The sequence below is a fragment of the Archangium sp. genome (assembly GCF_057119385.1).
This window is the reverse complement of sequence record NZ_DBNGVP010000081.1, coordinates 43431-63731: the sequence shown is the minus strand read 5'-3', so window position 1 is coordinate 63731 and position 20301 is coordinate 43431. Positions and strand designations below refer to the sequence as shown.

Annotated in this window: 2 protein-coding genes (1 of these 2 cut by a window edge); both read right to left on the bottom strand. The window is 72.4% G+C overall.

Annotated features, from left to right (window positions below; all coding sequences use genetic code 11):
* Window positions 1–3113: part of an amino acid adenylation domain-containing protein coding region (locus AC16DP_RS20070; protein WP_483956820.1), annotated on the bottom strand (this coding region is incomplete at its 3' end). Its footprint begins 8759 nt before the window's first position; the window shows 3113 of its 11872 annotated nt.
* The gene (locus tag AC16DP_RS20065; protein WP_329726534.1) at window positions 3106–20301 is read right to left on the bottom strand and encodes a non-ribosomal peptide synthase/polyketide synthase; all 17196 of its coding nucleotides are present in this window, start codon (window positions 20299–20301) and stop codon (window positions 3106–3108) included. The genes AC16DP_RS20070 and AC16DP_RS20065, both read right to left, overlap by 8 nt.

Genomic DNA, 20301 nt, shown 5'->3' with positions numbered 1-20301 from the left:
GGCATGTTCAGGGCCGGGTTGCCCGGCTCGCGCTGCTCCATGCGCCAGACGCGCTCCTGGACGACGGAGAGCGGCAGCTCGCCCTGGCGATCGATCCGCACCATGGCCTCGGGCGCCGCGGGCCCGGTGGTGGGCTGGGCCGCCTGGAGCAGGGACTCGATGTGCGCGGAGATCCCCGCCACGGTGGGGGCGTCGAAGAGCGCGCCGAGCGGCAGCTGCACGTTGAACGTCTCGCGCAGGCGGGTGAGCATCTGCGCCGCCATCAGCGAGTTGCCACCCAGCTCCAGGAAGTCGTCGTGCGGACCGATCTCCACGGTGCCCAGACGCTCGCGCCAGATCTCCATGACACGGCGCTCGATCTCACTCCGGGGCGCGGCCACGGGCACGGCTACGGGCGCGGCCACGGGTGTGCTCGCGGGGGCCTTGGCCATCCCGGGAGCGTCCAGCGCGGGCAGCGCGGCCGTGGTCTGGAGGCGGCAGGACTTCTCCTCGAACGGGTACGTGGGCAGCGGGGTGCGCCGGCCGGCTCCGCCCGCGTGGAACTTCGACCAGTCCACCTCGACGCCCGCGCTCCACAGCTCTCCGAGCGAACGCAGCAGCCCGGCGTAATCACTCTCCGAGGGCCGGCGGCGCAGCGACGGCACGGAGATCATCCGCTTGTCCTGGCGCACGCGCGGGCGGCACAGCGACGTGAGATCCTGTCCCGGACCCACCTCGAGCAGGGCGCTGCAGCCGTCCGCGATCAGCACCTCGAGCCCCGCGTCGAAGCGCACGGGCTGGCGCATCTGCCGGGCCCAGTAGGCGGGATCCGTGGCCTCCTCGGGGCGGATCCACGTGCCGGTGAGGCTCGACACGTAGCGCAGCTTGGGCGCCTGGAGACGCAGGCCGGAGACGGCCCTCGCCAGGTCCGGCATCAGCGGCTCCACCGCGCTGGAGTGGAAGGCATGAGCCGCGGGCAGGCGCACCACGCCCACGCCCCGGCCAGAGAGGGTCTGCTCCAGCTGCGTGACGGCCTCGACGGGTCCCGAGACGACGCACCGGCCGGGACCGTTGACGGCCGCCAGCGTGAGCCCGCCCGTGAGCAGCGGCAGCAACTCCGCTTCCTCCAGGCCCACCGAGAGCATGCCTCCCGGAGGCATCCGCGCCATCAGGGCGCCTCGGGCCACGGCGAGCCGCAAGCCGTCCTCGGGAGACAGCACGCCGGCCACGCACGCCACCACGTACTCACCGTAGCTGTGCCCCAGCATCGCGTGCGGCTTCACGCCCCAGGACATCCAGAGCCGGGCGAGCGCGTGCTCGACGATGAAGAGCGCGGGCAGTGCCACACGCGGATCCGCCAGCCGTTTCGCGGCGTTCTCCTCCTGACCCGGGGGAGTAAGCACCAGGGCCCGCACGTCGGCCGCGAGCGAAGGCTCCAGCCGCGCGAGCGCCGCGTCCACGTCCTTGCGGAAGCCCGGCTCGGCCGCGTGCAGCTCGCGGCCCATGCCCACGGCCTGGACACCCTGCCCGGGGAAGAGGAAGGCCACCCTGCGCGTCCGGTTCGCCTCCACCGCCGCCGGCAACTGGCGCAGCCGCTCCACCAGGCTCGCCGCGTCCGTGGCCACCACGGACTGCCGGTACTCGAAGGCCCGCCGGCCCACGTTGCGCGTGAAGGCCACGTCCGCCAGGGACACGCCGGGCGTGGACTCCACGTGCGAGGCCAGCTCCCGCGCCATCTCCGCCAGGGCGGTGGGCGTGCGCGCGGACAGCGTCACGAGCCGCTGCGGGCGGCCATCGGTCTTGTCCGCCACGACGGGAGGCGCCTCCTCCAGCACCACGTGGGCGTTGGTGCCGCCGATGCCGAAGGAGCTCACGCCCGCCCGGCGCGGCACCTCGCCACGAGGCCACGGCTTCAGGGCGGTGTTGACGAAGAAGGGGCTGCGCTCGAAGTCGATCTCCGGGTTGGGGCGCTCGAAGTGCAGGCTGGGCGGCAGCTCCTCGTGCTTCAACGATAGCGCCACCTTGATGAGCCCGGCCACGCCGGCCGCCGCGTCCATGTGCCCCAGGTTCGTCTTGAGCGAGCCGAGGCCGCAGAAGCCCTTGCGGTCCGTGGTCTTGCGGAAGGCCCGCGTCAGCGCGGCGACCTCGATGGGGTCTCCCAGCGACGTGCCGGTGCCGTGCGCCTCCACGTACTGGATGTCATCGCCCTCGAGCCCCGCGTAGGCGAGCGCGTCCGCGATGACCTCGGCCTGGCCCTCGACGCTCGGCGCGGTGTAGCCGGCCTTCTGGTGGCCGTCGTTGTTGATGGCCGAGCCCTTGATGACGGCGTGGATGTGGTCCCCATCCCGCAGGGCATCGGCCAGGGGCTTGAGCACCACCACGCCCACGCCGTTGCTGGCCACCGTCCCGGCGGCGCGGTGATCGAAGGCGCGGCAGTGCCCGTCCGGCGAGTAGATGAGCCCTTCCTGGTACACGTAGCCCGTGCGCTGGGGCGTGGCGATCCGCACCGCGCCGGCCAGGGCGACGTCCGACTGCCGCGTCAGCAGGCTCTGGCAGGCCATGTGGATGGCCACCAGGCCCGTGGAGCACGCGGTGTACACGGCGACGCTCTCGCCCCGGAGCTGGAGCTTGAAGGACGTCTTCATCGCCAGGCTCTCGGGGCCGGACGTGGCCAGATCCAGGCCCGCGGCGGGATCCTTCCGCGCCTCGCCGAGCAGCGACAACAGGTGCCCGGAGGCGCCCGCGCCCGCGTAGAGCGAGATGCGCCCCGGGAAGCGCGTGGGATCATACGCGGCGTCCTCGAGCGCGGCCCAGGCGCACTGGAGGAAGAGGCGCTGCTGCGGATCCATCCACTGCGCCTCGCGCAGCGGGATGTCGAAGAAGCCGTGATCGAAGTGGTCCGAGTCCTCGAGGATGCCACCGGCGCGGACGAAGGCCGGGTGGTTCCACACCTCCTCGGGCACGAGCGGCGAGCGCTCCAGTTCGTTGCGCGAGAAGAACGAGATGGACTCCACGCCGTCCCGGAGGTTGCGCCAGAAGGCACGCAGATCCCTGGCACTCGGGAAGCGCCCCGCCATGCCGATCACCGCGATGTCGTTGCCTTGATCCTCGGGCTGCACGTTCTGGTCATCCATTTCCGCGATCCCTTCGCCTGCCCTGCCGCCGGAACGCCTGCCGCCGCTGTTCCGCGCGATCTTCATGAACCTCGTTGTCCTGCCCGTCCGCCGTGGCTTCCCCGTCCCTCTCCAGGGAAGCGGCGAGCGCTCGTACCGTCGAGTGCTCGAAGAAGCGTGTGGCGGGCACGTCCCGCTTCAGCTCCTCCCGCAGGAGCGCGCAGGCCTTCACCACCGACATGGAGTTGCCACCCAGGTCCGCGAAGAAGTGGTCTTCCACTCCCACGCGCTCCACCCCGAGCACCTTCGCCAGCAACTCCGAGATTTTCCGCTCCAGGGGCGTGGTGGGCTCCACGAACTCGACACCGGCCGGCCGCGACACCTCCGGCTCCGGGAGCGCCCCGCGATCCACCTTGCCGTTGGGCGAGAGCGGAAGCGCCGCCAGCGGCATGAGCACCGCCGGCACCATGTGCTCGGGCAGCCGCTCCGCGAGGAAGGTCCGCAGGGCGCGCGAGTCCAGCTCGTGCCCGGCCCGTGGGACGGCGTAGGCCACCAGCCGCTTGCCGCCCGCGGGATCCGGCCGCGCCACCACCACCGCCTCGGCGACACCGGGGTGCTCGCGGAGGGCCTCCTCCACCTCGCCCGGCTCCACGCGGAAGCCGCGGACCTTCACCTGCGCATCCATGCGCCCGAGGAACTCCAGCGTCCCGTCCGCGCGGTGGCGGACCCGATCGCCCGAGCGGTACAGCCGCCCGCCGGGCTCCAGGCCGAACGGATCCGGGATGAAGCGCTCCGCCGTCAGGTCCGGCCGCCCGAGGTAGCCCCAGGCCAGGCCATCTCCGCCCATGAGCAGCTCGCCCGGCACGCCCACGGGCACGGGCCGGAGCTGGCGATCCACCACGTACACCCGCGTGTTGGCGATGGGCTGGCCGATGGGGATGGAGCCCTCGGGAGCGGCGCCCTCCATGACATGACAGGTGGTGAAGGTGGTGTTCTCCGTGGGCCCGTATCCGTTGACGAGCACACCGCCCCGCGAGAGCCGCTCGCGCACCGCGGCCGGAGGCAGCACGTCTCCGCCCGCGAGCAGCCGCCGCACGCCCCGCAGCGCCTCCGGCCGCATGGCGGAGATCTGCTCGAAGAGCGCCGCCGTCAGCCAGAGCGTCGTCACCCCGTGGCGATCCAGCACGGACTTCAGCTCGTCCACCGTGGGGGTGTGCGGCGGGAAGAGGACCAGGCGCGCACCGTGCAACAGGGGGCCCCACAGCTCGAGCGTGGCGGCGTCGAAGCAGATGGGCGCGAGTTGGAGGAACACCTCGTCCGGCGCCCACCGCGCGAAGGACGAGCCCAGCACGAGCCTCGCCACCGCGCGCTGCGGGATGCAGACGCCCTTGGGCCGCCCGGTGGAGCCCGAGGTGTACATGACATAGGCCAGGGACTCGCCCGGCACGTGGATGCCCGGGGAGTCCTCGGGCTCGCGGGCGATCTCGCTCCAGCCCTCGTCCAGCAGCACCACCGCCGCGCCACGCTCCGGCAGCACCGGCACCAGCGCGCGCTGCGTCAGCACCACCGGCACGCGCGTGTCCTCCACCATGAAGGCCAGCCGCTCACGCGGATAGGTGGGATCCAGCGGCACGTAGGCGCCACCGGCCTTGAGGATGCCGAGCGTCCCCACCACCAGCTCCATCGAGCGCTGCACGCACAGGCCCACCGGAGTCTCCGGCCCCACGCCCCGCCCCACCAGGTGCCGGGCGAGCTGGTTCGCGCGCCGATCCAGCTCGCGGTACGTGAGCCGCTCGTCTCCGAGCTCCACCGCCACCGCGTCCGGCGTGCGCTCCGCCTGAGCCTCGAAGAGCGCGGCGAGGCCCGTGTCACGCGGGTAGTCCACGCGGGTGGCGTTCCACTCCACCAGCAGACGCCGATGCTCCGCCGGGTCCATCATCGGCAGCTCGCCGAGCCGCCGGCCCGCACCGGCCACCGCGCCCTCCAGCAGCACGCGCAGCTGCTCCATCATCCGGGTGGCGGTGGCGGGAGTGAACAGGTCCGCGTCGTACTCCAGCGTCCCGGCGAAGCCCTCGGGCGCGTCCGTGAGCGAGAGCGTGAGATCGAACTTCGCGGTCTCGGTGCCCAGCTCCACCGGGCGGAAGGTGAGCCCCGTGGCGGCCCCCTCCAGCCGCGGTGCCTCCTGGAGGGCCAGCACCGCCTGCACGAGCGGAGCATGGCTCAAGCTGCGCGGAGGCTGGAGTGCCTCGACCAGCTTCTCGAACGGCAGATCCTGGTGGGCATAGGCGCCGAGCGTCGTCTCGCGCACGCGGCCCAGCAGCTCGCGGAAGGTGAGCTCCGGCGAGAGGCGGGTCCGCAGCACCAGCGTGTTGACGAAGAAGCCGAGCAGGTCCTCCAGCCCGGGATGGTGGCGGCCGGAGATGGGAGAGCCCACGCAGACATCCTCCTGACCCGAGGAGCGGGACAAGAGGAGCTGGAAGGCGGCCAGCAGACCCATGAAGGGCGTGACACCCTCACGGCGGCAGAGGGTCCGGAACGCGGAGGACAGCCCGGCCGGGAGCTGGACGCGGACGGAGGCACCGCGGTAGCGCTGGACGCCCGGGCGCGGGAAGTCCGTGGGCAGCTCCAACACCGGCGGCGCGCCCGCGAGCCGCTCGCGCCAGTAGCCGAGCTGCGTCTCGAGCGCCTCGCCACGGAGCCACCCGCGCTGCCAGACGGCGTGATCCACGGGCTGGAGTCCGGGCGCGGGCAGCGGCGAGGGCCGGCCCGTGAGCTCCGACTCGTACAGCGCCAGGAACTCCCGGATCGTCACGCCCAGGGACCAGCCGTCCGAGATGATGTGGTGCAGCGTCAGGACGAGCAGGTGCTTCGTCTCGCCCGTGCGGAGCAGCAGCGCGCGGATGAGGGGCCCGCGAGCGAGGTCGAACGGCCGCCGCGCCTCCTCGGTGGCCACGAGCAGGGCCTGGGTCTCGCTCTCCTCCGTGGGCAGCTCGCGGAGATCCACGACCGGCAGGGACAGCTCCACCTGGGGGTGGATCCGCTGCACGGGCTCGCCCGCCTCGAGCACGAAGGTGGTGCGCAGCGCCTCGTGACGCTGGAGCAGCCCGGACAGGGCCCGCTCCAGGGCGGGCAGGTGCAGGGAGCCTTCCAGCCAGGAGGCCCAGGAGACGTTGTAGAGGGACGTGCCGGGCTGGAGTTGATCCAGCAGCCAGAGGCGCTCCTGCATCAGGGACAGCGGCAGGGAGCCCTCGCGGGGCACGGGGACGATCGGTGGTGGGCGCACCGCCTGGGGGAGCTGGCGGGCCGTGGAGATGCGCTCGGCCAGCCGCGCCACGGTGGGCGCCTCGAACAACTCTCGCAGCGACAGCACCACCCCGAAGGTGGCGAGGACGCGCGACACCACGCGGGTGGCCAGCAGCGAGTGCCCACCCAGCTCGAAGAAGCTGTCATGGGCGCCCACGCGCGAGACGCCGAGCAGCTCGCCGAAGAGGCCCGCGAGCAGCTCCTCCACGGGCCCACGCGGAGCGACGTACGAAGCATCCCCCTCGCCCGGCACCTCGGAGGGCGCGGGGAGCGCGCGGCGATCCACCTTGCCATTGGGCGTCAGCGGCAGCCGCTCCAGGGGAACGAAGGCGGACGGCACCATGTACTCGGGCAGCCGCTCCGCGAGGAAGCGATGCAGCGCGCGTCCCTCGATGGACTGGCCCGCCACCGGCACGACATAGGCCACGAGCCGCCGCGAACCTCCAGCGGCATCCTCGCGCGCCAGCACGGCGGCCTCGCGCAACGCGGGGTGCTTCAGCAGCACCGCCTGAATCTCGCCCGGCTCCACGCGGAAGCCGCGCACCTTCACCTGCGCATCCACGCGGCCGAGGAACACGACCGAGCCATCCGCCTGGAGCCGCACGCGATCGCCGGTCCGGTACAGCCGGGCTCCGGGCTCGGCGCTGAACGGGTGGGGCCGGAATCGGTCCGCGGTCAGCTCGGGCCGCCCGAGGTAACCCCAGGCCAGGCCGTCTCCGCCGATCCACAGCTCCCCTGCTCCGCCCGGCGGCACGGGCTCCAGTGACTCATCGAGCACGTACTGCTCCGTGTTGGCCAGCGGCCGGCCAATGGGGAGCGTCTGACTGCCCTCGGGGACCTCGCGCACGAGGTGCCAGGAAGCGAAGGTGGTGCTCTCGGTGGGACCGTAGACGTGGAGCAGCCGTTGCGGCGGCCCTTCGCGGAGGACCGCGCGGACCGGCCGCGGATCCACCGCCTCGCCGCCGAAGTGGAGCTGCCGCAGCCCGCGGAAGGCGTCCGGCACCTCGGTGGCGATCTGGTTGAACCAGGCCGTGGTGAGGAAGAGGACGCTGATGCGCTGCTCGTGCAGCCACGTGGCGAACGGCCTCGGCGCGAGCGCCACCTCACGCTCCACGCCCACCAGCCGGGCCCCATGCAACAGTGCGCCCCAGATCTCGAAGGTGGCCGCGTCGAACGAGGCGTTGGACGCCTGCGCCACACGGTCCTCGGGCACGAGTTGGATGAAGTCCGTCTCCACCACCAGCCGGACCACGGCGCGGTGCGGGACACAGACGCCCTTGGGCACGCCCGTGGAGCCCGAGGTGTAGATGACGTAGGCGAGATCCTCGGCGGAGGCCGTGGATTCCGGAGCCGTGTCGGGAAGCCCCTCGAGCTCCCCTGCCCCATCCAGCGCGAGCACGCGCGCGGACCCCGCCGACAGTCCGTCCCGCAGCCGCTGCTGGGTGAGCAGCACGGGCACGCGGGCGTCCTGGATCATCCAGGCCAGACGCTCGCTCGGGTACGCGGGATCCAACGGCACGTAGGCGGCACCGGCCTTCAGGATGCCCAGCACGCCCACGATCAGCTCCGCCGAGCGCTCCACGCACAGGCCCACGGCCGAGCCTCTCGAGACACCCAGTGACAGGAGGCGATGCGCCAGCCGGTTCGCCCGGCGCTCCAGCTCGGCGTAGGTGAGCGAGACGTCACCGAAGGACACCGCCACCGAGCCGGGCGTCCGGGCCACCTGGGCCTCGAACAGCGCGTGGATCGTGGCCTCACGCGGGAACGCGGTCCGCGTGGCGTTCCACTCCACCACCACCTGACGGCGCTCGGCGGCGGACAACAGGGGCACGTCTCCGAGCCGCCGCTCCGGAGCGGAGACCATTCCCTCCAGCAGTGTCCGCCAGTGCGCCAGCAGCCGCGTGGCGGCGTCCGCGGAGACACGCTCGGAGCGGAACAGCAGCTTGAGGTGCAGCTCGCGGCCCGGCACGGCCACGGCGGTCAACGGGTAGTGCGTGCGCTCGAAGGGGCGGAAATCCCCGAGCGACAGGCCCGCCACGCCCCGCTCGAGCGCCGCATCGATCGGATAGTTCTCGAAGACGAGCAGGCTCTCGAAGAGCGGCGTACCCCGGGGAATGTCACTCCAGCCCTGGATGCGCGCCAGCGGAACGTGCTCGCGCTGGCCCAGCTCCACCAGCCGCGCCTGGAGCTCGCGCAACCAGGGGACCCGCTCCTCGCCCGTGCGAATCCGGACGCGCACGGGCAGCGAGTGGATGAACAACCCCACCGCCTCCTCGATGCCCGGCAGCTCCGGCGGCCGGCCCGCGAGCGTGGTGCCGAAGACGACATCCTCGCCCGCCCCGTACCGCGACAGCAGCAACGCCCACGCGCCGTGCACCAGCGTGCTCGGCGTGAGACCGTGACGCCGCGCGAAGTCCTGGAGCGCCGTGGTGGTCCGCGCGTCGAGCACGGCCTCCCGCTCGCCCGCTCCACTCGCGACACCGGACTCGCCCTCTCCCGGCAACGGGGTCGGAGCGTCCACGCCCGCGAGCAGCTCGCGCCAGAACGCCTCGTCCCGCTCGGGCCGCCGCCGTCCCAGCCATTCGATGTACGCGCGGAAGTCCAGCGCACGCAGGGGCCGCCACGCCTCGCCACGGACGAGCGCCGCGTAGGCCTCGAGCACCTCCGAGAGCACCCGCGCCAGGCTCCATCCGTCCAGCACCAGGTGGTGGAAGCTCCAGACGAACCGGTGGGCCTGCTCCCCCAGCCGGATCAACGTGAAGCGCATCAGGGGCGCCCGCGTCAGATCGAAGCCACGGGCCCGGTCCTCGCGAAGGAAGGACTCCAGCCTGTACGCCTGCTCTTCCGCCGGAACGCCGCGCCAGTCGAGCTCGCTCCACGGCGGCTCCACATGCGTCCGCACCACCTGGACGGGCTCATCCAGGCCCGCCCACTGGAAGTCCGTGCGCAGCGCGGGGTGGCGCTCCATCACCAACGCCCAGGCCTGACGAAGCGCGGGAGCATCGAGCGCCCCGGTGAGCGTCCAGCTCCGCTGCTCGAAGTACGCCTCCGTCCCGGGCTCCAGCAGCACCTGGAACAGGAGTCCGTGCTGGAGCGGAGAGAGCGGGTAACTCTCCTCGGAGGCACCGGTGCGCGCGAGCGCCCGGAGCGACTCCGCGCAATCGGCGGCCAGCGCCTCGATCGTCTCGCGGGCATGCAACGACTCGCTGTACACCCAGGACAGCTCCAGGCGCCCACCCGCCGCACGCGCCACCACCTCCAGCACATGGCTCCGGAGTCCACCGGCCCCATGCGAGGGCCCCACGGATTCGGGCGCGAGGCCGAACCGGGACGCACCCAGCGCGCCCGCGTCCAGTTGCCCGAGGTAGTTGAAGCAGACCTCGGCGGAGGGCCGTGCGCGGAGCTGCTCGGAGGCCGCATCCTGGCGCAGGTAGCGCAGCAGGCCGTAGCCGAGTCCCCTGCCCGCCCGCCGCTCCCTCGCGGCGCGGACCGCCTCGAGCGCCTTCTCGGGAGCCGCGTCCTGGAGCTCCAGGCGGACCGGATGCAGCGCGGTGAACCAACCCACCGTGCGCGAGAGGTCCACGTCCTCGAAGAGCTCCTCGCGCCCGTGTCCTTCCACGTCGATGAGCAGCCGATTCCGGCCACTCCAGCGAGACAGGGCCCGGGCCACGCCCGCGAGCAGCAGCTCATCCACGCCCGCGCGCAGGGCGGACGGCAGCTCGTGCAGGAGCGCCCGCGTCACCTCGGGCTCCAACGTCACCGTGACGGTGCGCTCGGAGCCGGGCGTGTTGCTTCCTTGCCGATCCCGAGGCAACGTCGGCACGTCGCCCGTGGTCTCCTCCAACCAGAAGGGCAGCTCCGCCGCGACGGCCTCCGACCGCGAATGCGCCTCCAACCGGCGCGCCCAGGTCTGGAAGGACGTCGTCTTCGCGGGCAACGCGAGCGGCTCGCCCCGGCCCAACTGGTGCAGTGCGATCGTGAGGTCCTCCAGGAGCACGCGCCAGGAGACGCCATCGACGGCGAGGTGGTGGATGACCAGCAGCAGCCGGCCGGTCCGCTCCGGCCCCCGGTCGAACAGCACCGCGCGCACGAGGAGTCCCTCGTCCAGCGACAGGCTGGCCTGCACCTCGGCCGAGACACGCTCCAGCTCCACGGCCTGCTCGGACTCCGGCAGCGTGGACAGATCCACCCGGCGCAGCGACACCTCGCGTCCCGGGGCAGCGCAGTTCTGCTGCCAACCCGTCCCCACGCGCTTCACGCTCGAGCGGAGCGCATCATGGTGCTCCACCAGTGCACGCAGCGCCTGCTCCAGCAGGGCGGCGTCCACCGGCTCGCGCGTCTCCAGCAACAGCGCCTGATTGAAGTGGTGCGCTTCGGGCAGCTCCCGCTCGAGGAACCACCGCTGGATGGGCGTGAGCGGCACCGGTCCGGACACCGGCCCCTGATCGCCAAGGGCCCGTCCCGTTCCAGCCGCGAGGGCCAGCTCGGCCAGGGTCTGGTGCTGGAAGAGTTGCCGGACGGTGAGGTGCAATCCCGCCTGCCGGGCGCGAGCAATCACCTGGAGGCCGAGGATGGAGTCCCCACCCAGCTCGAAGAAACGATCGTGGGCACCCACTCGCTCCACCCCAAGCACCCCGGCCCAGATCTCCGCGAGCCGGCGCTCCATGTCATCGCGAGGCGCGACGGAGGCCTCGCCACTGCTGGCCCGTGCGCGAGCCGGCGCGGGGAGTGCCCGGCGATCCAGCTTGCCACTCGGCGAGAGCGGCAGTGCCTCCAGGGACACGAAGGCCGAGGGCACCATGTACTCGGGCAGCGAGCTGCCCAGGAAGGAGCGCAGCGATTGAGGCGCGAGTTCCTCTCCGGCGGGGACGACGTAGGCCACGAGGCGGCGATCCCCCGGCACGTCCCCGCGCACCACCACCGCGGCCGAGCGCACATGCGGATGCCGCAGCAGCGCGGACTCGATCTCCCCGAGCTCGATGCGGAAGCCGCGCACCTTCACCTGGTCATCCAACCGGCCGAGGTACTCGATGGCGCCATCCGCCAGGAACCGGGCGCGATCCCCGGTCCGGTACAGCCGGCCGCCCGGAGTCTCCGCGAACGGATCCGGAACGAAGCGCTCGGCGGTCAGCTCGGGCCGCCGCCAGTAGCCACGGGCCAGCGGCACACCCCCGATGAACAGCTCACCGGGGACACCGGGAGGCACCGGACGCAGGTGCTCGTCCAGCACGTACATCCGCGCGTTGGCGATGGGGCGACCGATGGGAACCAGCGGCCGCCGGTCCTCGGGCTCGCACGCCCAGAACGTCACGTCCACGGCGGCCTCGGTGGGCCCGTAGAGGTTGTGCAGCTCCGAGCGCAGCCGCGCGTGGAAGAGATCCCTCAGGTCTGGAGGCAGGGCCTCGCCGCTGCAGATGACACGCTTGGGGCTGAAGCGGGCATCCAGCTCGGGCGCCTCCAGGAAGTGCCGCAGCATGGAGGGCACGAAGTGCAGCGTGGTGATCCGCTCGCTCGAGATGACACCGGTGAGGTACGCCGGATCCCGGTGCCCACCGGGCCGGGCCATCACCAACCGGGCGCCCGTCATCAGCGGCCAGAAGAACTCCCAGACGGAGACGTCGAAGCTGAACGGCGTCTTCTGGAGGACGCGATCCTCCGCGTCCAGCCCGTACGCCTCCTGCATCCAGAGGAGCCGGTTGCAGATGGCGGCGTGGGAGTTCATCGCGCCCTTGGGCCGTCCAGTGGAGCCCGAGGTGTAGATGACGTAGGCCAGATTGCCGCCAGACAGCACGGCCCGCGGGCGCTCGGTGGACTCGCGGGCCACGGCCTCCCATTCCGAGTCCAGACACACCACGGCCGCATCGCCGTGAGGCAGACCCGGGGCGAGCCGCGCCTGGGTGAGGAGCACGGGCGCCGACGCATCGGCGAGCATGTACTCGAGCCGCTCGCGCGGGTACTCGGGATCCAGCGGCACGTAGGCGCCACCCGCCTTCAGGATGCCGAGCAGCCCCACGACCATCTCGAGCGAACGATCGGTGCACAGCGCCACCAGCCGGTCCGGGCCCACACCCCGGGCGCGCAGATGATGGGCGAGCTGATTCGCACGGGTATCCAGTTCCCGGTACGTGAGGTGCGCGCCCTCGAAGGACACGGCCACCGCGTCCGGCGAGCGATCCACCTGGGCCTCGATGAGGCGGTGCAGGCACGCCTCCGGCTCGCGAGGCAGCCGCGTGTCATTCCACTCCACCAGCACGCGGCGGCGCTCCTCGGGCGTCAGCAGCGCCAGCTCGTGGACGCTCTGGGCCGGCTCGTGAACGGCGCTCTCCAGGAGGACGCGCAGGTGCGCGAGCATGCGCTCGGCGGTGGAGGGCTCGAAGAGATCGGTGCTGAACTCGAGGGTCGCCGAGAATCCGGCGGCCGTCTCCATGAGGCTGAGGCGCAGATCGAACTTGGACGTGTGGCTCTCCTGCTCCAGCACGCGCAGCTGGAGACCCGGCAGGGACAGCTCCGGCAGCGGATCCTCCTGGAGCACGAGCATCACCTGGAAGAGCGGGCCGCGGCCGAGGTCGCGCTCGGGCTGGAGCACCTCCACGAGCTTCTCGAAGGGGGCGTCCGGGTGGGCGAAGGCGCTCAGCACGGTGTCGCGGGCGCGGCCGAGCAGCTCGCGGAAGGACGGGTTGCCCGCGGTCGACACGCGCAGCACGAGCGTGTTGACGAAGCAGCCGATGAGCCCTTCCAGCTCGGTGCGGTCGCGGCCGGCCACGGGCGTGCCGACGCAGAGGTCCTCCTGGTCGCTGTAGCGGGACAGCAGGGCGGAGAAGCCCGCGAGCAGGACCATGAAGGGGGTCGCGCCCTCGCGGTGGGCCAGGTCCTTCACGGCCTGGGAGAGCTCGGAGCTCAGGAGCGAGTGCCGGCTCGCGCCCCGGGAGCTGCGCACGGGAGGCCGGGGATGATCCGTGGGCAGCTCCAGCGACCGGGGCGCTCCCGCCAGCCGGGTGCGCCAGTACGCGAGCTGCGCCTCCAGGGCCTCGTCTCGCAGCCACCCACGCTGCCAGGCGGCGTAATCCACGTACTGGAGCAAGAGCTCCGGCAGGGGCGAGGCCTGGCCCGCGGAGAAGGCCGGATAGAGCGCGGCCACCTCGCGGACCAGCACGCCCAGCGACCACCCATCCGACACGAGGTGGTGCAGCACGACGAGCAGCACATGCTCGCGCTCGCCCAGGCGCATGAGCGAGACCCGCAGCGGCGGCCCCGAGACGAGCGCGAAGGGCCGCAGGGACTCCTCGCCCGCGATCCGCGAGACCGCCTCCGCCTGGGCGGAGCCGGAGAGCCCCGTCAGGTCGACGCGGGCCAGCGGAAGCCGGACCTCCGGGGAGATGACCTGGACGGGCTTGCCGTCCTCGGCGTGGAAGGTGGTCCGGAGGCTCATGTGGCGCCGGACCACCTCGAGGAGGCAGCGCTCCAGCACCGCCACATCGAGCACGCCGTCGACGCGGACCGTCACGGCCTCGTTGTAGGCGGCGTTCTGGGGATCGAGCTGCTCCAGGAACCAGAGCCGCTGCTGGGCGAAGGACAGGGGCAGCGCGCCCTCGCGGGAGCCCGGCACCAGGGCAGGCGTCCGGGGAGCCGTCTTCGGGAGCGCGTCGATGCGCTCGGCGAGCGCGGCCACGGTGCCGGCCTCGAACAGCTCACGCAGGGCCAGTTCCACGCCGAAGGCATCGCGGAGCCGGGAGATGGCGCGAGCGGCGAGCAGCGAGTGCCCACCGAGCGCGAAGAAGTCATCCCCCGCCCCCACCTGCTCGACGCCCAGCACGGCGGACCAGATCTCCGCCACGCGCTGCTCGGTGCGGGTGCGCGGGGCAATGAACTCCCGAGCCACCTCGCGCAGTCCATCCGGCGCGGGCAGCGCCTTGCGATCCACCTTGCCATTGGGCGTGAGGGGGAACGCGTCGAGCGGCACGATGGCGGAAGGCACCAGGTGCTCGGGCAGGAGCCGGCGAGCGAAGGCGCGCAGCGCGTCCGTGGAGGCCGCCTGTTCCGGCCGGTGGATGACGTAGGCCACCAGCCGCGCACCGCCGGCCGAGTCCTCGCGAGCGGCCACGACCGCCTGCCGCACGCCGGGATGCTTCTCCAGCACGGCCTCGATCTCACCGGGCTCCACGCGGAAGCCACGGATCTTCACCTGATGATCCACGCGGCCGAGGAACTCCACCGTCCCATCCGCCCGCCAGCGCGCGAGGTCTCCGGTCCGGTACATCCGGGCACCGGCCTGGGCGCTGAACGGATCCGGCAGGAAGCGCTCGGCGGTCAGCTCGGGCCGGGCATGGTAGCCGCGAGCAACACCGGCGCCACCGATGAACAGCTCCCCGGGCACGCCAATGGGAGCGGGCCGCAGCCGCGCGTCCAGGACATAGAGCGAGGTGTTCGCGATGGGCGTGCCGATGGGCACCGGACCCGAGGCCCCGTCCACGCGGTGCGTGGAGGACCAGATGGTGGTCTCGGTGGGGCCGTACATGTTCAGCAGCTCGCCACCGATCGCGCCGCGCAGCCGGGCCGCGAGGTCCGCCGCGAGCGCCTCACCACCCACCATCAGCCGCGACAGACCCGCGAGCGCCTCGGGGGCCTCGGGCTCCAGCAGCAGGGCCTGGGCGAGCGAGGGCGTGCACTGCAAATGGGTGATGCCGTGGCGCCGGATCTGCGCGGGCACCGTCAGGCCGTGCTGACCCTGGAGGCGGAAGTCGCGCTCGGAGCGCTGCCGCAGGGCATCCAGCGCGGGCAGGCTGGCCAGCACGGTGTCCGAGTCCACGCCGAAGTCGATGAGGCACGCCACCTCGTCCACGCCGAGCGCCTCGAGCCGCGCCACCTGCTCGCGGCAGGTCCGAGGCGTTCCGAAGAGGCCCGCCTCCTCGAAGTAGCGATCGAAGGCGCGCTGGGCGAGCACCTCCAGGTCCCCGGACTGCACGGACGAGGGCTCCAACCCGAAGGTCCGCCCCAGGCCACGCATCAGGTCCGCGGAGCTGCTCAGGTAGCGGCGGAAGGGCCCTTCCACCGTCGCGCGCACCTGGTCCAGGTCCTGCCCCACGAAGGTGTGGAGCATGAGCGTGACGTGTCCCTCGCCCGGGTGGCCGGCCTCGCGCCAGGCCTCGCGGTAGAGGGCCACGCGCTCCCGCAGCTCGTCCCACCGCTGGCCGAGCAGGTGCGTCAGGACGCCCGCGCCCAGCCGGCCCGCCTCGCGGAACGTCTCGGGGTTGCCGGCGGCGGTGAGCCAGACGGGCAGCTCGCGCTGCACGGGGCTCGGGCGGATGCGGACCTCCACCGGAGCGCCTGTGCCACCGGGAAGGGAGACGGTCTCTCCGCGCCAGAGCCGCCGCACGGTGTCCAGGCCGCGCATCGCCAGCGCACGGCGCTCGGCATAGCGCTCGGGGGCGAGCACGAAGTCATCCGCGTTCCAGCCCGGAGCCACCGACAGGCCCACGCGCCCCTTGGAGAGGTTGTCGACGACGGCCCAGTCCTCGGCGACGCGCACAGGGTGGTGCAGCGGGAGGACGACACTGCCGGCGCGGATGCCCACGCGCTCGGTGACGGCGGCGATCGCCGCGCCCGTGAGGGAGGGATTGGGGTAGAGCCCGCCGAAGGAGTGGAAGTGACGCTCGGGAGTCCAGACGGCCTCGAAGCCGTGGCGATCCGCGAAGCGCGCACCCTCCATGAGCAGACGGTAGCGGTCGCCTCCCTGCTGCGCGCCGTCATCCGCGGCGAAGTAGAAGAGGCTGAAGCCCAGGGGCTTGCGGCGACCAGTGCGGCGGGGAGCGGCGGCCAGCGCGCCCTGTTCACCCTGCACGGCGACCTTGAAGCCGCGAGCCAGGGTCCAGAGCAGCTCCAGCACGGAGATGTCGAAGGACACGCTGGTGACGGCGAGCCACGAGCCCGGCGCCGCGCCGACGCGCGCATCCATGCCGGTGAAGAAGTTGGCGAGGTTGCGGTGGGGGATCAGCACGCCCTTGGGGCGGCCGGTGGAGCCGGAGGTGTAGAGGACGTACGCGAGGTTGTCCGGGCCCACGCCGGTCGCGGGGGCCTCCTCGGCCAGCTCGGGCGAGCCGGGCGGATCCAGGGGAACCACGGTCCGAGCACCGGACGAGAGCGCGCCCACCAGATGCCGGTGCGCGAGCACCACGGGCGCCCCGGAGTCCTCCAGCATGAAGGCGAGCCGGGACTCGGGGTACGAGGGATCCAGCGGGAGATAGGCACCCCCGGCCTCGAGGATGCCCAGGAGTCCCGTCACCAGCTCCAGCGAGCGCTCCGCGCAGAGGCCGACCACCACCTCGGGGCCCACGCCCGCGGCACGAAGCCGGCGAGCCACGGCGTTGGCCCGCAGTTGCAGCTCCCGGTACGTGAGCGACTCATCGCCACAGACGACGGCCACCGCCTCGGGTGTCCGCGCGGCCTGGGCCGAGAAGAGCGCATGGACGCACGCCTCCGGGTACTCGGTGCGCGTGGCATTCCAGTCCACCAGCACCTGACGCCGCTCGTGCTCCGGGAGCAGCGGGAGCGCGGAGAGCCGCTGGTCCGGGTCGGCGGCGACGGCCTCCAGCACCACGAGCAACCGCTCCGCCATGCGGGTCACGGTGGAGGCATCGAAGAGGTCCGTGGCGTATTCGAGCCAGCCCTCCAGGCCCCCGGCGCCATGCGCGAGGGACAGGGTCAGGTCATAGGCCGTGGCACCCGGATCGAGCTCCACGCGGCGAGCCTCCAGGCCGGGCAGCGCGAGCTCCGCACCGGGCTCGGGCAGGAGGACGAACAGCACCTGGAACAGCGGAGCACGGCTCCGGTCCCGCGAGGACGGAAGCGTCTCGGCGATGCGCTCGAAGGGGACATCGCGATGGGCGAAGGCCTCGAGCGACGTGGTCCGGGTGCGGGCCAGCAGCTCGCGGAACGAGGGATCGCCGGAGAGGGACGTGCGGAGGACGAGGAGATCGAGGAAGCAGCCGATCAACCCCTCCAGGCTGGCGCGATCCCGGCCATTGACGGGAGTGCCAACGCACAGGTCCTCCTGGCCCAAGTGACGCAGCAGCAGGGTCTGGAAGGCCGAGAGCAGCGTCATGAAGAGCGTGGCGCCCTCGCCGCGGCCCAGGGTCTCCAGGCGGGCGGTGAGCGGCTCGGAGAGGTGCAGCGGAACGCGAGCGCCCCGGTACGACGGCGAGGCAGGACGGGGCCTGTCGGTGGGCAGCTCCAGGGCGGAGGGAGCACCGGCCAGCCGTTGCCGCCACCAGGACAGAGACTCCGCGAGGGCCGCATCGGTCTCCCGCTCGCGGCGCCAGAGCGCGTAATCGGGGTACTGGACGGGGAGCGGCTGCGGGGAAGCCGAGGCCCCCCGGGCGAAGGACGCGTAGAGCGCGCTCAACTCCCGGGCCACGAGGGCGAAGGACGCACCATCCGAGACGATGTGGTGCATCACCACGACGAGCAGGTGCTCGCGAGCGTCCAGGCGGATCAACGTGACCCGGAGCAGCGGGCCGCGCACGAGGTCGAAGGGAGCACTCGCCTCCTCCCGGGCCAGCCGGAGCGCTTCCTCCTCACGTCCCGAAGCGGGCACCGCCTGAAGCTCCACGAGCCGGAACACGGACGGAGGCGTGGACGAGATGACCTGCCGGGGCGAGCCATCGACCTCGAGGAACGTGGCCCGGAGGATCTCATGCCGCTCGAGGAGGGCCGTGAAGCTCCGCTCGATCGCCGCCACATCCAGCTCGCCCATGAGCCGGAGGGCGGAGGGAAGGTTGTAGGCGGGCTTACCCTGCTCGAGCTGCTCGAAGAGCCACAGCCGCTGCTGCGCGGACGAGAGCGGTGCCCCGGCCCCATCCGGACGGCGGGGAATGGACGGGAGCCCCGCGTCCCGCGCGTTGAAGATCGTCCGGGCCAGCGCGGCCACGGTCGGCCCATGGAGCAGCTCGTCCATGCGGAGGACGGCGCCCAGGTTCTCGATTTCATGGGCCAGCTCGACGGCGGCCAGCGAGTCCAGACCGAAGCTCGTGATAGGCACATCCTTCGCGAGCTCCTCAGGACGCACGCGGAGCCGCGCCGACAGCCGGGCCACGAGCCAGGTCTCCAGCTCCTCGACGGAGACCGGATGGGCGGGAGCCTCCAGCACCGGAGTCCCCTGCCCTCGCGCCACCCCGTCCGTATCCCGCCAGAACAGGAGCGCGCGAGGCCAACCGGCGAGCAGCTCGGCCTTGCAGGCGCGGCGCTGGATCTTCCCGCTGGACGTCTTCGGCAGGGCACCGGGCTCGAGCAGCACCAGTGCATGGAGCTGCACCTCGTGCGCCTCGGACAGGCTGCGGCGGAGCGCGCCCACCACCTCGTCGGGCGTCCAGGGCTTGCGCGAATCCACCTCGTACACCACCGCGAGCCGCTCCTCGCCCTCCACCTCGATGGAGAACGCCGCGCCACATCCGGGCCGCAGCGCGGGGTGGCTCCGCTCCATCGTCAGCTCGAGGTCCTGCGGGTGCAGGTTGCGGCCCCGGAGGATGATCAGATCCTTGCGCCGGCCCACGACGAAGAGCTCGCCGCCATGGAGCACGCCCAGGTCCCCCGTGCGCAGGAACCGCTCAGGGCCCCCATCCACCACGGTCGCCTGGAAGGCGGCCTCGCTCTCCTCGGGGCGCTCCCAGTAACCGTGGGCCACGCTCGGGCCGGAGATCCAGATCTCCCCCACCCTGCCCTCGGGGCACGCCCGCCGCGTCTCCGGATCCACGATCAGGAGCGACTGCTCGGGCATGACCTTGCCGCAGCTCACCAGCGGACGAGCACCGGGCCCGTCCACGGCCGCCACGGCCTCGTTGCGCTCCAGCGCGGCGGCCTCCCAGATGCGGACGAGCACGCCCTCGCCCTTCTTGCCGCCCGAGGCGATCAGCGTGCCCTCGGCGAGGCCGTAGCAGGGATAGAACGCCTCGGAGCGGAAGCCAGCGGGAGCGAACGCCTCGGCGAAGCGGCTCATCACCTCGGGGCGGATGGGCTCGGCGCCGCAGAAGGCGAGCTCCCAGCGGCTCAGGTCCAGCCCCTCGCGCTCGGGGGGAGGCACCTTGCGGACGCAGAGATCGAACGCGAAGCAGGGCCCGCCGCTGATGGTGCCGCCGAAGCGGGAGAGCGCCTCCAACCAGAGCCGGGGGCGCCGGAGGAAGGCGAGCGGGGACATGAGGGCCGTGTGGAAGCCGGCGTAGAGCGGCTGGAGGATGCCGCCGATGAGGCCCATGTCGTGGTACGGCGGCAGCCAGATGACGCCCACGCTGTCGGCCCGGACCTCGAAGGCGCGCGAGATGAGGGACAGGTTGTGCAGCAGGCTGCCGTGGCTGAGCCGCACGCCCTTGGGATCGCCGGTGGAGCCGGACGTGTACTGGAGGAAGGCCAGCGAGTCGCGCGTGGCCTCGGGCCGTTGCCACCCGGCCTCCACGCCCTCGTCGATGGCGTCGGTGGCCACCCAGCGCAGCGCGGCGAGCTCCGGGGCCTGCTCGAAGAGGCTCTCACCCATCTCGCGGATGAAGGAGATGGTGAGCACCACGCTGGCGCGCGCATCGCGGATGATGGCGCGCAACCGCGGGAGCGTGCGCTCGAGCCGCGTGGGCTCCGGCGGGTACGCGGGCACGGCGACCAGCCCCGCGTAGACGCAACCGAAGAAGCCCGCGACGTACTCCAGGCCGGGCGGATAGAGCAGCACCGCGCGCTCTCCGGCCCGCGCCAGGCACTGGAGCATCGCGCCGATGCGCCGGGCCCGGAGGTCCAGGGCCGCGTAGCTCACCACCTGCTCCTCGCCCTCCTCCAGGAAGGTGTAGAGGGGTTGCTCGCACTGGGCGCTGGCGCGCGTCTCGAGCAGCTCCAGGAGCGTGGTGGCGGAGGACGGTTGACCGGGAAGGCTCAT

What these genes read in the sequence shown, in the direction of transcription:
- AC16DP_RS20065 (WP_329726534.1), bottom strand. Translation starts at nt 20,301, where the DNA reads ATGAGCCTTCCCGGTCAACCGTCCTCCGCCACCACGCTCCTGGAGCTG.